The following is a 15,996-nucleotide window of genomic DNA, read 5'->3' on the forward strand; positions in this document are numbered from 1 at the left end:
CAGAGTTGGCGATACTCACCAGCGAGATTCTTGGGTCGGAACGCCGCACGAAGCCGGTCGAGGAAGCAGCGACATCGCTTCGTGCAGCAACTTCCATGACTCGGCGAGAGCCGTATCCGGCGGGTCAGAGACGACCAAAAAAAGCGAGGGGTTAGTAATGGCTGATCAACTCCAGCATGCAACCGAAGCGTTGCGAAAAGCGCTGGTCCAGGTTGAGCGCCTGAAGCGCACCAACCGCGCGCTGCTGGAGCGGTCGAGCGAGCCGATCGCCATCGTCGGGATGTCCTGCCGCTTCCCCGGTGGAGTGGACTCCCCGGACGGCCTGTGGCAAATGGTCGCCGACGGCCGCGACGTGATCGCTGAATTCCCCACCGACCGCGGCTGGGATGTCGGCAGCCTCTTCGACCCCGACCCCGACTCCCCGCACAAGACCTACGCCAACACCGGGGGGTTTGTCGACGGCGTCGCCGACTTCGACCCCGCGTTCTTCGGCATCGCGCCCAGCGAGGCGCTGGCGATGGATCCCCAGCACCGGATGTTGTTGGAGCTGTCCTGGGAGGCACTGGAGCGGGCTGGAATTGACCCCGGCGGATTGCGGGGCAGCGCCACCGGTGTGTTTGCTGGAATCATCGCCCAGGGCTACGGAATGTTCGCCGAGGAGATCGAGGGCTACCGTCTGACCGGCATGACCTCCAGCGTCGCGTCCGGCCGGGTGTCCTATGTGCTGGGCCTGGAAGGCCCGGCGGTGTCGGTGGACACCGCATGCTCGTCCTCGCTGGTCGCGCTGCACATGGCAGTCCAGTCGCTACGCACCGGTGAGTGCGACCTGGCCCTGGCCGGCGGCGCGACCGTCAACGCCACCCCGACGGTCTTTGTCGAGTTCAGCCGGCACCGCGGCCTGGCGCCCGACGGGCGCTGCAAGGCTTACGCCGGGGCGGCCGACGGGGTCGGCTGGTCCGAGGGCGGGGCAATGCTGGTGGTGGAACGCCTCTCCGACGCCCGCCGGCTCGGGCACCCGGTGCTTGCGGTGGTGCGCGGTTCGGCGGTGAACCAGGACGGCGCCTCCAACGGATTGACGGCGCCCAACGGTCCTTCCCAGCAGCGGGTGGTGCGGGCGGCGCTGGCCAACGCCGGTTTGACCGCGGCCGACGTGGATGTGGTCGAAGGCCACGGCACCGGAACAACTTTGGGCGATCCGATCGAGGCCCAGGCGCTGCTGGCCACCTACGGCCAGGACCGCAACCAGCCGCTGTGGCTGGGGTCGATCAAATCGAACATGGGTCACACGCAGGCCGCCGCCGGGGTGGCCGGGGTGATCAAGATGGTGCAGGCGATGCGCCACGAGCTGCTGCCCGCCACGCTGCACGTGGATGTGCCTTCGCCGCATGTGGATTGGTCGGCCGGGTCGGTGGAGTTGCTGGCGCAGGCGCGCCCCTGGACCACCGAGTCGGGCCGCAGTCGCCGTGCGGCGGTCTCGTCTTTCGGGATCAGCGGCACCAACGCGCACGTGATCATCGAGTCGGTGCCGGCCGACGAACCGGTGCAGTCTCGGCCGGCGCCGGCGGTGGTGCCGTGGGTGATTTCGGCGAAGTCCGCCTCGGCGTTGGCGGGGCAGGCCGCACGGTTGGTCAAGCACCTGCGTGCCCGGCCCGAATTGGATATGGCCGATGTCGCCTGGACATTGGCTGGCCGCACCACCTTCGAACACCGGGCCGTGGTGGTCGGCGCGGATCGCGAGCGGCTGCTGACCGGGCTTGACGAGCTGGCCGCGGGGGAGCTGAGTGAACTCAGTGAACTGGTACGCGGAACGGCACGGCCGGCCGGCAAAACCGTGTTCGTCTTCCCCGGGCAGGGCTCGCAGTGGATCGGCATGGGTGTCGAATTACTGGACACCGCAACGGTTTTCGCAGAACAGATCGAGGCGTGTGCGGAAGCGTTCGCCGAATTCGTCGACTGGTCGCTGATCGAGGTGTTGCGTGGCGCGCCGGGTGCGCCCGGGCTCGATCGCGTCGACGTCGTGCAGCCAGTGCTGTTCGCGGTGATGGTGTCACTGGCCGAACTGTGGAAGTCGGTCGGAGTGCGCCCCGACGCCGTCATCGGTCATTCGCAGGGCGAGATCGCCGCCGCCTACGTCGCCGGTGCGTTGTCCCTGCGCGACGCCGCCAAGGTGGTGACCCTGCGCAGCAAGTTGCTGACCGGGCTGGCCGGGCCGGGCGGCATGGTTTCCATCGCCTGCGGTGTGGATCGGGCCCGGGAGTTGTTGGCGCCGTTCGGGAACCGCATCGACATCGCCGCGGTGAACGGCCGCTCGGCGGTCGTGGTGTCCGGCGAAGGTGCGGCGCTGGACGAGCTGATCCGGGTCTGCACCGAACAGGAACTCCGCGTCCGTCGGATCGACGTGGACTACGCCTCGCACTCGGCCGAGGTCGAGGCGATTCGTGCCGACCTCGAGCAGGCACTGGCCGGCATCGAGCCCGCCTCGACGCGCACCGCCTTCTTCTCCACCGTGACCGGAAAGCGTTTGGACACAGCCGGTTTAGATGCCGAGTATTGGTACCGCAACATCCGCCAGCCCGTGCAACTCGACCAGGCCGTCCGCAGCGCCTGCGAGCAGGGCTACCGCGTCTTCGTCGAATCCAGTCCGCACCCGGCGCTGATCGCGGGCATCGAGGACACCGTCACCGATTGCCTCGGCGGCGACGCCGAGCCTGTCGTGATCCCCACCCTGGGCCGCGAGGACGGTGGTCTGCGGCGGTTCCTGTCGTCGGCCGCCGCGGCTTTCGTGGCCGGCGTGACGGTGGATTGGCACGTTCCGGTGGCTGGTGGCCGCCTGGTCGACCTACCTACCTACGCCTTCGACAAGCGCCGGTTCTGGCTTTCGGGCGAGGGCGCGGGGGCCGACGCCTCAGGTCTGGGGTTGGCGGCCAGCGAGCACGCGTTGCTGCGCGCGGTCGTGGAGTTGCCCGCCTCCGGCGGGGTGGTGCTGACGGGCCGGCTGTCGGCCAGTGCGCAGGGGTGGCTGGCCGATCACGCGGTTTCGGGAATGGTTGTCTTCCCGGGGACGGGCTTCGTGGAGTTGGCGATCCGCGCCGGTGACGAGGTCGGCTGCACGGTGGTCGACGAGCTGACTCTTCGGTCGCCGTTGATGCTTCCCGCGTCGGGATCGGTTGCGGTGCAAGTGGTCGTGGGCTCCCCCGTCTCGGAAGCCGTGCAAGAGAGCGACCAGCGCAGCGTGTCGATTTACTCACACGCCGACGTCGACGGTGCTTCGGCGTGGGTGTTGCACGCCGAGGGGACGCTGAGTTCCGGGACGGCCGAACCGGCGGCCGATCTGTCGGTGTGGCCTCCGGCGGGCGCCGTCGCCGTCGACCTGACGGGCGGCTACGAGCGGCTGGCCGAGCACGGCTACGGATACGGCCCTGCCTTCCGCGGGCTGACCGCATTGTGGTCACGCGGCGAGGAGTTGTTCGCCGAGGTGCGGTTGCCGGAATCGGCTGGCGGCACCGGCGGATTCGGGATGCACCCCGCCCTGCTGGACGCCGCCCTGCATGCGGCGGTGTTGGCCAACCCTGAGGCGGAGCTGGCGTTACCGTTCTCCTGGCAGGGTGTGTCGCTGCACGCCGCGGGCGCGTCGACGGTGCGGGCGCGGATCGCGCCGGCCGGGAATGCGGCGGTCTCCGTTGAGCTGGCCGACGGTCTGGGCTTGCCGGTTCTTTCGGTCGCCGCCATGGTGGCCCGGCCGGTGACCGAGCAGCGGTTGCGGGCCGCGATTTCCGGGGCCGGTCCCGACCGGCTGTTCGAACTGGTGTGGTCGCCGGCCACATCCACGAGCGGGCAGCCGACGCCCCATGAGATTTTCACTTCCGTTGCCACCGAAGATGATCCGGTTACCGCGACCTACGAACGCGCGCACCGGGCGCTGGCCGCGGTGCAATCGTGGCTGGCCGACCAGGATTCGGGGCAGGGTGTGCTGGTGGCTCGCCACCCGCGGCGCCATGGCGCTGCCCGGCGAGGACGTCACCGATCTGGCGGGAGCGGCCGTCTGGGGTCTGCTGCGCTCGGCGCAGACCGAGCACCCGGGCCGATTGGTTCTGGTCGATTCCGATGCGCCCATTGATGATTCGGCGGCTGCGACGGCGCTGGCGGTCGGCGAGCCGCAGGTGTTGTTGCGGGGCGGCCAAGCCTATACGCCGCGGGTGCGGGCCAGCCGCGCCGTCGATGGCATCCTGGAACCGCCGGGCGACGGGCCGTGGCGGTTGGGCCTGAGCAGCGCCGGCACCTTTGAAAACCTGCGCCTGGAGCCGGTTCCCGGCGGCGAGGCGCCGTTGCAAACCCGGCCACGTCCGGGGTCGCGCTGCGCGCCATCGCGGCCAACTTCCGCGACATCATGATCACGCTGGGCATGTTCACCCACGAAAGCCCTGCTTGGCGGCGAGGGCGCCGGCGTGGTCGTCGAGATCGGACCCGGCGTAACCGAATTCGCCGTCGGCGACTCGGTATATGGATTCTTCCCCGACACCAGCGGCACCCTGGTGCCCGGCGACATCCGGCTGCTGTTGCCGATGCCCTCGGACTGGACCTACGCCGAAGCCGCCGCCATTTCCGCGGTGTTCACCACGGCATGGTTTGCGTTCATCGACCTTGCCGCCGCCAAGCCGGGACAGCGGGTGCTGATCCACGCAGCCGCGGGCGGCGTCGGCATGGCAGCGACCCAGCTGGCCCGCCACCTCGGTCTGGAGGTGTTCGGCACCGCCAGTAAGGGCAAGTGGGACACGTTGCGGGCCATGGGCTTCGACGACGACCACATCGCCGACTCGCGCAGCCTGGAATTCGAGGACAAGTTCCGCACCGTCACCAACGGCGCGGGTATGGATATCGTGCTGGACTCGCTGGCCGGCGAATTCGTCGATGCCTCCCTACGGCTGGTCGCCCCCGGCGGGGTGTTCCTGGAGATGGGCAAGACCGATATCCGCGATCCCGGGGCGATCGCCCAGGAGTACCCCGGAGTGCGCTACCGCGCCTTCGACCTTTTCGAGCCCGGCCGTCCTCGCATGCACCAGTACATGCTTGATCTCGCCGAGCTTTTCGACGCCGGTGTGCTGCGGCCATTGCCGGTGACCACCTTCGACATTCGGCGGGCACCGGCCGCGCTGCGGTACCTGAGCCAGGCGCGCCACATCGGCAAGGTCGTCATGATGCTGCCGGACGCCTGGGCGCACGGCACCGTCCTGATCACCGGTGGCACCGGGATGGCCGGTTCGGCGTTGGCGCGACATGTGGTGGCGCAGCACGGAGTGCGCCATCTGCTGTTGCTCAGCCGCCGGGGCCCGGACGCTCCTGGCGCCGCGGAGTTGACCGCGGAATTGGAGGCCGCCGGAGCGCAGGTGCAGATCGTCGCGTGCGACGCCTCGGACCGGCCGGCGCTGGCGAAGGTCATCGCCGACATTCCGCTGCAGCGGCCGCTGTCGGCGGTCATCCACGCGGCCGGGGTGCTTGACGACGCGGTTGTGACGTCACTGACACCGGAGCGGATCGACGCGGTGCTGCGGGCCAAGGTGGACGCGGCCTGGAACCTGCATGAGCTGACCAGAGACCTGAATGTGTCTGCCTTCGTGATGTTTTCGTCGATGGCCGGGCTGGTGGGCTCGTCCGGACAGGGCAACTATTCGGCGGCCAACTGCTTCCTCGACGCGCTGGCCGCGCACCGGCGCGCGCAGCGCCTGCCGGCGATGTCGCTCGGCTGGGGGTTGTGGGATCAGGCCAGCGCGATGACCGGCGGCCTGGACGCCGCCGACCTGGCCCGGCTGGGTCGCGAGGGTGTGCTGGCGTTGTCGTCGCAGGAAGCGCTGGAACTGTTCGATACCGCACTGATCGTCGACGAGCCGTTTTTGGCCCCCGCCCGGATCGACCTGGCCGCGCTGCGGGCGCACGCGGTGGCGGTGCCGCCGATGTTCCGTGATCTGGTCACCGGCCCCGGCCGCCGCCAGGTCGACGAATCGCTTGCCGCGGCGAAGTCGAAAACGGCACTCGCGCACCGGCTGCAGGGACTGACCGAAGCCGAACAGCATGCCGTCCTGCTGGACCTGGTGCGATCGCACATCGCCACCGTGCTGGGTAACATCGCGCCGGAAGCCATCGACCCCGACAAGGCATTCCAGGACTTGGGCTTCGACTCCCTGACCGCCGTCGAGATGCGCAACCGCCTGAAAACGGCCACCGGGCTGTCGCTTTCGCCGACCCTCATCTTCGACTACCCGACGCCCAACGGTCTGGCCTGCTATATCCGCACCGAGCTCGCCGGCATGCCGCAGGAGATCAAGCACGCACCCGCGGTCCGCACCACCGGTGACGACGCGATCGCCATCGTGGGTATGTCGTGCCGCTACCCCGGTGGGGTGACCTCACCGGAAGACTTGTGGGACATGGTGTTCCAGGGCCGCGACGTGCTGTCGGAATTTCCGACCGATCGCGGCTGGGACCTGGCCGGCCTGTACAACGCCGACCCGGACGTGCCGGGCACCTGCTACACCCGTACCGGTGGCTTCGTGGACGGTGTGGCCGACTTCGACCCGGCTTTCTTCGGGATCGCGCCGAGCGAGGCGCTGGCCATGGACCCGCAGCAGCGCATGTACCTCGAATTGTCCTGGGAGGCGCTGGAACGCGCCGGGATCGACCCGGGCGCGCTGCGCGGCAGCGCCACCGGCGTATTTGCCGGTGTGTACACCCAGGGCTACGGCATCGGGGCCGCGCAGCCGGCGGAGGGTTTCCGGTTGACCGGGCAGTCCTCGAGCGTGGCCTCCGGCCGGGTGGCGTACGTGCTGGGGCTGGAGGGACCGGCGGTGTCGGTGGATACCGCGTGCTCGTCGTCGCTGGTGGCGTTGCACATGGCGGTGCAGTCGCTGCGGTCGGGGGAGTGCGATCTGGCGCTGGCCGGCGGTGTCACCGTCAACGCCACACCGGACATCTTCGTCGAGTTCAGCCGCATGCGTGGCTTGTCACCCGACGGGCGGTGCAAGGCGTTCGCCGGGGCGGCCGACGGCACCGGGTTTGCCGAGGGCGGCGGAATGCTGGTGGTGGAACGACTTTCCGACGCGCAGCGACTGGGGCATCCGGTGCTGGCGTTGGTGCGGGGTTCGGCGATCAACCAGGACGGCGCGTCCAACGGGCTGACCGCACCGAACGGGCCCTCGCAGCAGCGGGTGGTTCGAGCGGCGCTGGCCAACGCCGGCTTGGGCCCGGCCGATGTCGATGTCGTCGAAGGGCACGGCACCGGAACAACTTTGGGCGACCCCATCGAGGCGCAGGCGCTGCTGGCCACCTACGGCCGTGGGCGGACCGAGCCGCTGTGGCTCGGCTCGATCAAGTCCAACATGGGTCACACCCAGGCCGCGGCCGGTGTAGCCGGGGTGATCAAGATGGTCCAGGCGATGCGCCACGAGGTGCTCCCGGCCACCTTGCACGTTGACGCACCGAGCCCGCACGTGGATTGGTCCATCGGGGCGGTGTCGCTGCTGACCGAATCCCGGCCGTGGCTCGCGCAAGCCGGTCCCCGTCGTGCCGGGGTGTCCTCTTTCGGGATCAGTGGTACCAACGCGCACGTGATCATCGAGTCGGTTCCGGCAACCCCGGCAATCGAGCCGGCCGAACCCGAGCCGGCGGTGCTGCCCTGGGTGGTCTCGGCCAAGACACCCTCGGCGCTGCAGGCCCAGGCGGCGCGGTTGTCCGAATACCTTGGCGGCCGCGTCGAATTGGGGCTCGCCGACATCGGCTGGACGCTGGCCGGCCGGTCCTCCTTCGAGCATCGGGCCGTTATCGTGGGGTCCGACCGGGAGCAATTGCTGGCCGGATTGGACGAGCTGACCGCCAGCGAAGTCGGCGAAGTCATTCGTGGCGTGGCGCAGCCCGGGGGCAAGACGGTCTTCGTCTTTCCCGGGCAGGGCTCCCAATTGCTGGGCATGGGCAAGGAATTGCACGCCCGGTATCCGGTCTTCGCCGAGGCGTTCGACGCCGTCGTCGCGGAACTGGACCGCCACCTGCTGCGCCCGCTGCGCGAGGTGATTTGGGGCAGCGGCGAAAACCTGTTGAATACCACGGAATTCGCTCAGCCCGCGCTGTTCGCCGTCGAGGTCGCGCTGTTCCGGCTGCTCGAGTCCTGGGACGTGCGGCCCGACTTCCTGATGGGGCACTCGGTCGGCGAGCTGTCCGCGGCGCATGTCGCCGGGGTGCTGTCGCTGCAGAACGCCGCTGTTCTAGTCGCCGCCCGCGGCCGCTTCATGCAGCGACTGGATGCCGGCGGCGCGATGGTCGCGGTGCAGGCGACTGAGGAAGAGGTCCGCCCGCTGCTGGGACCCGAGGTCAGCATCGCCGCTGTCAACGGTCCATCGTCCGTGGTGCTTTCGGGAGACGAGGAGTCGGTGCGCTCGGTGGCCGACGGCCTGCGCGCGCAGGGCCGCCGCATCCACCAACTGGCCGTGTCACACGCCTTCCACTCGCCGCTGATGGACCCAATGGTCGACGAGTTCGGTGCGGTCGCGGCGGGGCTGCCGGTCGGGCAGCCCACCATCCCGGTGATCTCGAACCTGACCGGGCAACTGGCCGGCGCCGACTTCGGCTCGGCGGAATACTGGAAACGCCATGTGCGGGAACCGGTCCGGTTCGCCGACAGCATTCGGTTCGCGCAGGCAGCCGGCGCGATCCGATTCGTCGAGGTCGGCCCAAGCGGCGGCCTGACCGCCTCCATTGACGAGTCGCTGCCCGACGTCGCAGTCACCACGGTCTGCGCGCTGCGCAAAGACCGCCCGGAGCCCACCACCTTGATCACGGCGCTGGCCCAGGCCTTCGTGACGGGTGCGCAGGTGAACTGGCGGTCGGTGCTGGCGCCGGCGAACTTCGTCGAGCTCCCGACGTATGCCTTTGAACGACGGAGATTCTGGCTGTCCAGCGACGGCGGTGCCGTCGACGCCGAAGGACTCGGTCAGGCCGCCGGAGAGCACCCATTGCTGGGCGCCGTCGTGGACCTGCCCTCCTCCGGCGGTGTGGTGCTGACCGGCCGGTTGTCCGCCGCTCGGCATGCCTGGTTGAAGGACCACGCCGTGGGCGGAGTGGTGATCTTCCCGGGCGCCGGCTTCGTCGAGTTGGCCATCCGGGCCGGCGACGAGGTCGGCTGCGCGGTGGTCGACGAGTTGACACTGGCGGCGCCGCTGGTTCTGCCCGAATCGGGTTCGGTGGCCGTGCAGGTTGTGGTGGACGCCGCCGACGAATCCGGGTCCCGCGCGGTCTCGGTGTACTCGCGGGCCGACTCCGGCCGCAACTGGCTGTTGCACGCCGAGGGTTCGGTGAGTTCGGCGGCTGCGCAGCCCGGTACGGATCTGTCCGGCTGGCCACCGGCGGGCGCACAACCGGTCGACGTGTCCGGAATCTACGAACGGTTGGCGGAGCGCGGGTATGGCTACGGCCCGGCGTTCCAGGGCCTGACCGCGATGTGGCGCCGCGGCGACGACCTGTTCGCCGAGGTCGCCCTGCCGGCCGTGCCGGGATTGTCGCCCACGGGCTTCGGCGTGCACCCGGCGGTGCTGGATGCCGCGCTGCACGCCATCATCGCCGGCCAAGAAGCCGGCCAAGAAGCCGGCCCAGCAGCCGACCCAGATAAAGCCGGCGGTGTGCTGGTTCCCTTTGCCTGGCAAGGTGTTTCGCTGCATGCAGCGGGTGCTTCGGCGGTGCGGGCCCGGATCACCCGCACCGGCCCGTCGTCGGTATCGGTGGAACTGACCGACGCGCTCGGGTTGCCGGTGTTGTCCGTGGCGTCGATGGTGGCCCGCCCGGTCTCCGAGCAGCAGCTCAAGGCAGCGCTGTCGGGTTCGGCCGGTGACCGGCTGTTCGACGTGGTCTGGTCGCCGGCGCCGGCCGCGTCGGCTGGCGGCACACCACCGCATCAGCTCTACGAGTCCGAACCGTTTGCCGAGGACACTCTGGCCGGCGTGCACGCCGCCACCCACCGGGCGTTGCAGATCGTTCAATCCTGGCTGAGCGAGCACGATTCGGGCGTGCTGCTGGTCGCCACGCGCGGCGCGATGGCGGGTCCGGGTGAGAGTGTCACCGACCTGGCCGGCGCGGCGGTGTGGGGTTTGGTGCGTTCGGCACAGACGGAACATCCCGGCCGGATCGTGCTGGTGGACACTGACGTGTCGATCGGCGACGACGAGGCCGCGGCGGTGCTGGCGGTGGGCGAGCCGCAGGTGTTGTTGCGCCACGGTGTGACGCACATTGCCCGGGTCCACGGCAGCCGCGCGGTGCGCGGCCTGCTGGTGCCGCCTGGCGACGGTCCGTGGCGACTGGGCATGAGCACCGCGGGCACGTTCGAGAACCTGCGCATGGAGCCGATTCCCGGCGCGGCCGATGAGTTGGCGCCACGCAACGTGCGCGTCGCGACCAGCGCCATGGCCGCCAACTTCCGCGACGTCATGATCGCACTGGGGCTCTACCCCGACGAGGACGCCGCCATGGGTGTCGAGGCCGCCGGAACGGTCCTCGAAACGGGTCCCGCGGCAAGCTGTTTCGCGGTGGGTGACCGGGTCACCGGGTTGTTCCCGGAAGGCACCGGCGCCGTCGCCGTCACCGACGAGCGGCTGCTGATCAGGATCCCGTCGGACTGGTCAGACGTCGAGGCGGCCACCGCCCCGGTCGTTTTCGCGACGGCCTACTACGCGCTGACGGCCCTGGCTGACATCCAGCCCGGCCAGCGGCTACTGGTGCACGCGGCCACCGGCGGCGTGGGCATGGCCGCGGTGCAGCTGGCCCGGCACCTGGGCGCGGAGGTGTTCGCCACCGCCAGCAAGGGCAAGTGGGACACCCTGCGCCGCCTCGGCTTCGACGACGACCACATCGCCGACTCGCGCAGCGTGGAGTTCGAGGACAAGTTCCGCACGGCCACCGGCGGCCGGGGCGTGGACGTGGTGCTGGACTCGCTGGCCGGCGAATTCGTCGACGCCTCACTGCGATTGGTCGCGCCCGGCGGGGTGTTCCTGGAGATGGGCAAGACCGACATCCGCGACCCGGAAAAGGTGGCGCAACAACACGCCGGGGTGCTCTACCGCGCCTTCGACCTGTTCGAAGCCGGACCCGACCACATCCAGCGGATGCTCGCCGAACTGACCGCACTGTTCGAGGCCGGGGTGCTGCGGCCGCTGCCGGCCACGACGTTCGACGTGCGACGCGCGGCGGCGGCACTGCGCTACCTCAGCCAGGCCCGCCACGTCGGCAAGGTCGTCATGACGGTGCCGCCCGCGCTGAGCGCCGGGCCCGCCGGTGACGGACGCAGCGGTTTGGGCGGCGGCACCGTCCTGATCACCGGCGGTACCGGCATGGCGGGTTCAGCTTTGGCTCGGCACGTGGTCACCCGGCACCGAGCGCCGAACGTGGTACTGGTGAGCCGACGCGGCCCGGATGCGCCGGGCGCGACGGAGCTGACCGCTGAGTTGACCGGCGCCGGCGCACAGGTACAGGTGGTGGCCTGTGACGCCGCGGATCGCGAGGCAATGGCGAAGGTGATCGCCGGCATCCCCGAACGGTATCCGCTGACTGCCGTGATCCACGCGGCCGGCACCCTGGACGATGCCGTGGTCACGTCGTTGACGCCGGAACGGGTCGATGCGGCGTTGCGGGCCAAGGCCGATGCCGCGTGGAATCTGCACGAGCTCACCCGCGAGCTGAATCTGCATGCGTTCGTGCTGTTTTCGTCGATTGCCGGGTTGGCGGGCGCCTCGGGCCAGGCCAACTATGCGGCGGGCAATTCGTTCCTGGACGCGCTGGCGGTGTACCGGCAGGCGCAGGGTCTGCCGGCCATCTCGCTGGGCTGGGGACTCTGGGATCAGGCCAGCAACATGACCGAAGGGCTGGCGGCGGCGGATCTGGCCCGGTTCGCCCGCGACGGGATCGTGGCGATGTCCTCGGAGGAGGCGCTGGAGCTGCTCGACACCGCGCTGATCGTCGATGAGCCGTTCCTGCTGCCCGCGCACATCGACCTCGTCGCACTGCGGGCGAAGTTCGACGCCGGCACCCTGCCGCCGATGTTCGTCGACCTGATCAACGCACCGGCGCGGCGTCAGGTAGACGATTCGCTGGCCGCGGCCAAATCGAAGTCTGCGCTGCTGCAACGCCTTGACGGTCTGCCCGAGGACGAGCAGCAGGCGATCCTGCTGGATCTCGTCCGCTCCCACATCGCCACGGTGCTGGGCAACACCACGCCCGAAGCGATCGATCCCGATCGGGCATTCCAGGAGTTGGGCTTCGACTCGCTGACCGCCGTCGAGATGCGCAACCGGCTCAAGGCCGCGACCGGGCTGGCGCTGTCGCCGACGCTGATTTTCGACTACCCCAACTCGGCGGCGCTGGCCGGCTACTTCCACCAGGAGCTCGTCGGCGCCGAGCGCCCGGTTGCGCAACCGGCGGCACCCGGCGAAGAGGAACTGCGGCGCGTCGTCGCGTCCATTCCGGTCAAGCGGCTGCGGCAGGCCGGCGTGCTGGACGTGCTGCTGGCGTTGGCCAACGAAAAGGACGGCGAACTTAACGGTGCCCATGGCGCGTCGCAGTCCGAACCCGACGCCAAAGACATCGCGGACATGGACCTCGACGACCTGGTCAACGCGGCGTTCCTGAACGACGATGAGTGAGTGCGTGCGGTGAGTAACCAGTGAGGGTCGCGGTCACCGGAGCCGGCGGCGTGCTCGGCCGCGGCCTGGTCGCCCGACTGCTCAGCCAGGGACACGAAGTCACCGGCCTCGGCCGTCACCGGCCCGAAAGTTGGCCCAGCACAGCTGAATTCGTTATCGGCGACATCCGCGATGGCGCCGCGGTCCGTCGCGCCGTCGCCGGGACGGACGTGGTGGCGCATTGCGCGTGGGCGCGCCGTGATCACGGCCAGGCCAACCTAACCGGGGCCGCCAACCTGCTGGCCGCGGCCGCGGAGTCGGGCAACCCCCGCATCGTGTTCGCGTCGTCGGCGCACGTATACGGCGCAGGAGCAAAGCCCGCGAGCGAGCAGGACCCGGTGCGCCCGGCGACGCCCGAGGGGCGGCTGCGGGCGCGGGTCGAGGAGACGCTGGCGCAGTCCGGCCTGCAGTGGGTGGCGATCCGCTTTCCCCTGGTGGTGGGACGCGGCGTCGACAACGAGCTGCGCCGGCTGCTGGCCCGGCCGCTGCTCCGCGCGAGCTCAGCCGACCGCAGCGTGCAGGTGATCCACACCGACGACGCGCTGCGGCTGTTCACCACCGCCCTCGTCCAACCTGACATCAGCAGCGGCGCAATAAATATTGCCGCTGACGGAACACCGACCCTGCGGCAGCTCGCGGCGGCGCTGGGCCGCCCGCTGCTTCCCGGGCTCGCCCGGCTGGGACGCTCGGCTTTGCCGGATGTCGCTCTAATGGACACCACCAGGCTGCACGACGAGTGGGGCTTCACGCCCGCGTGGACGGCCGAGGAATGCCTGGAAGATTTCGCGCTCGCAGTGCGCGGCCGGGTCTCGCTAGGCAAGCGGGTGCTGTCGTTGCCCTGGCGGCTGGCGCCCATCCAGGACCTACCCGCCGTGGACACCCCCGCCGACGACGGGGTGGTACCAAGACTGGCCGGGCCGCAGGGCGTCAACGGCGAATTCGACACTCCGATCGACCCCCGGTTCCCCACCTTCCTGGCTACCAACCTCTCCGAGGCGCTGCCCGGCCCATTCTCGCCGGCGTCGGCGTCGGTCACCGTGCGCGGCCTGCGCGCCGGCGGCGTAGGCATCGCCGAACGGCTGCGTCCTGGCGGGATCGTGCAGAAAGAGATCGCGATGCGCACCGTCGCGGTCTTCGCGCACCGGCTCTACGGGGCGATCACGTCGGCGCATTTCATGGCCGAGACGGTGCCGTTCGCCAAGCCTTCGACCATCGTCAGCAACAGCGGGTTCTTTGGGCCCAGCATGGCTTCGCTGCCGATCTTTGGTGCCGAACGCCCGCCCTCGCAAACCAATCCGGTCCGCAGGCAACTACGCAACATCCGCAATATCGGCGTGTTCGGGGTCAACCTGGTCGGCCTGAGTGCCGGCTCGCCGCTGGACACCGATGACTACCTGAGCGACATCGACCGGCTGGAGCAACTGGTCGGCAGCGACGTCAGCGGACTCGACGATCGCCGGCTGCGCAGCCTGATCCTGTTGGCCCGCGATCACGTCGTGCACGGCTGGCTGCTGGCCTCCGGGTCGTTCATGCTCTGCGCCGCGTTCAACGTGCTGCTGCGCGGGCTGTGCGGGCGCGACACCGCGCCGGCGGCCGGACCCCAACTGGTCAGCGCGCGCTCGGTGGAAGCGGTGCAGCGGCTGGTGGTCGCCGCGCGGCGCGATCCCACGGTGATCCGGGTGCTGGCCGAACCCGGGGAGCGGCTGGGCAAGCTGGCGGTGGAGGCGCCCGAGTTCCACGCCGAGGTGTTTGCCGAGCTGGACCTGATGGGGCACCGCGGTCCGGCGGAGGTCGAGATGCTGTCGACCAGCTACGCCGACGACCCTGAACTGCTGGTCCGCATGGTCACCAAGGCGCTGAGCGCACCGCCCGCGCCGCAGCCCCGACACGCACGGATTCCTTTGCACGCCAGGCCCGTTGCGCTGCTGGCGGCCCGGCAGCTGAGGGACCGGGAAGTCCGGCGGGACCGGATGGTGCGGGCCATCTGGGTGCTGCGAGGACTGCTGCGCGAATATGGCCGCCGGCTGGCCGAATCCGGCGCCTTCCAATCCGCCGACGACGTCTTCTACCTGTTGGTCGACGAACTGGATGCGTTGCCGCCCAACGTCGCCGAGCTGGTGGCGCGGCGCCGCGCCGAGCAGCGCCGGTTGGTCGGCGTCGTTCCGCCCACTGTGTTCAGCGGGTCCTGGGAGCCCACCGTGGTGGCGCCGCCGGCGCTGGCCGGCGGCGACACTCTGCGCGGTGTCGGTGTCTGCGGCGGCAAGGTGCGCGGCCGGGTGCGGATCGTGCGACCGGAGACCATCGACGATCTGCAGCCCGGCGAGATCCTGGTCGCCGAGGTGACCGACGTCGGCTACACCGCCGCGTTCTGCTATGCCGCCGCGGTGGTCACCGAACTCGGCGGGCCCATGTCGCATGCGGCGGTGGTGGCCCGCGAATTCGGATTTCCTTGTGTGGTCGACGTCCAGGGCGCTACCCGGTCGCTGCCGCCGGGCGCCCTGATCGAGGTGGACGGCAGCACCGGCGAGATCCACGTGCTCGACCCCGCCAAATCCCCGATCTAGGCAACGACTAGAGCTAATCTGTCCTGCACATCCGGCAAGCCGGGAGGTTCGCGATGTCGTTCGTGGCTGTGACGCCCGAGTCGATGGCAGCTGCCGCAGCAGATTTGGCGACCATCGGTTCGGCGCTCAACGCGGCCAACGCAATTGCCGCGGCTCCCACCACCGAACTGCTCGCCGCCGGCGCCGACGAAGTGTCCGCCGCCGTCGCGGCGCTGTTCGGCCGGCACGGTCAGTTCTATCAAGCACTCGGCGCCCAAGCGGAAGCCTTGCACGCCCAGTTCGTGCGCGCTCTCATCGCGAGTGCGGCGGCATACGCCGGTGCGGAGGTCGCCAGTGCGGCGGCCCTGCCAGGGCCGATCAACGACCTGCTCAACCTGATCAACCTGCCGACCCAGCTGTTGCTGGGACGTCCGCTGATCGGCAACGGTGCCGACGGCGCGGCGGGCACCGGTGCCGACGGTGGGGCCGGCGGTCTGCTGTTCGGCAACGGCGGGGCGGGCGGGTCTGGCGGCGGCGGGCATCCCGCAGGCGGAAGAGGCGGTGCCGCAGGGCTTTTCGGCAACGGCGGGGCCGGTGGCGCCGGAGCTGCCGGTGCGGTCGGCGGCACCGGTGGAAACGGCGGCTGGCTGTTCGGCAACGGCGGGGCCGGGGGAGCGGGCGGTGACGCCGCCGCCGGCATCGGAGGCCTGGGCGGCGCCGGCGGGCAGGCGATCCTGTTTGGGCGC

General features: G+C 70.1%; 2 protein-coding genes and 1 pseudogene. All 3 read left to right on the plus strand.

The window, feature by feature from the left end; translation table 11 throughout:
- Nucleotides 1-157: 157 nt before the first annotated feature.
- Nucleotides 158-12,668 (plus strand): annotated as a pseudogene (locus tag BN972_RS16120) (type I polyketide synthase).
- Between the two features lie 20 nt (nucleotides 12,669-12,688).
- The gene (locus BN972_RS16125; protein ID WP_036359710.1) at nucleotides 12,689-15,271 is read left to right on the plus strand and encodes a sugar epimerase family protein; all 2,583 of its coding nucleotides are present in this window, start codon (nucleotides 12,689-12,691) and stop codon (nucleotides 15,269-15,271) included.
- 53 nt (nucleotides 15,272-15,324) lie between these two features.
- Nucleotides 15,325-15,996: PE family protein (locus BN972_RS16130; RefSeq protein ID WP_036361049.1), on the plus strand; the 672-nt coding region annotated here is incomplete at its 3' end.

The organism is Mycobacterium asiaticum DSM 44297 (assembly GCF_000613245.1).
In the GTDB taxonomy this organism is placed as follows: domain Bacteria; phylum Actinomycetota; class Actinomycetes; order Mycobacteriales; family Mycobacteriaceae; genus Mycobacterium; species Mycobacterium asiaticum.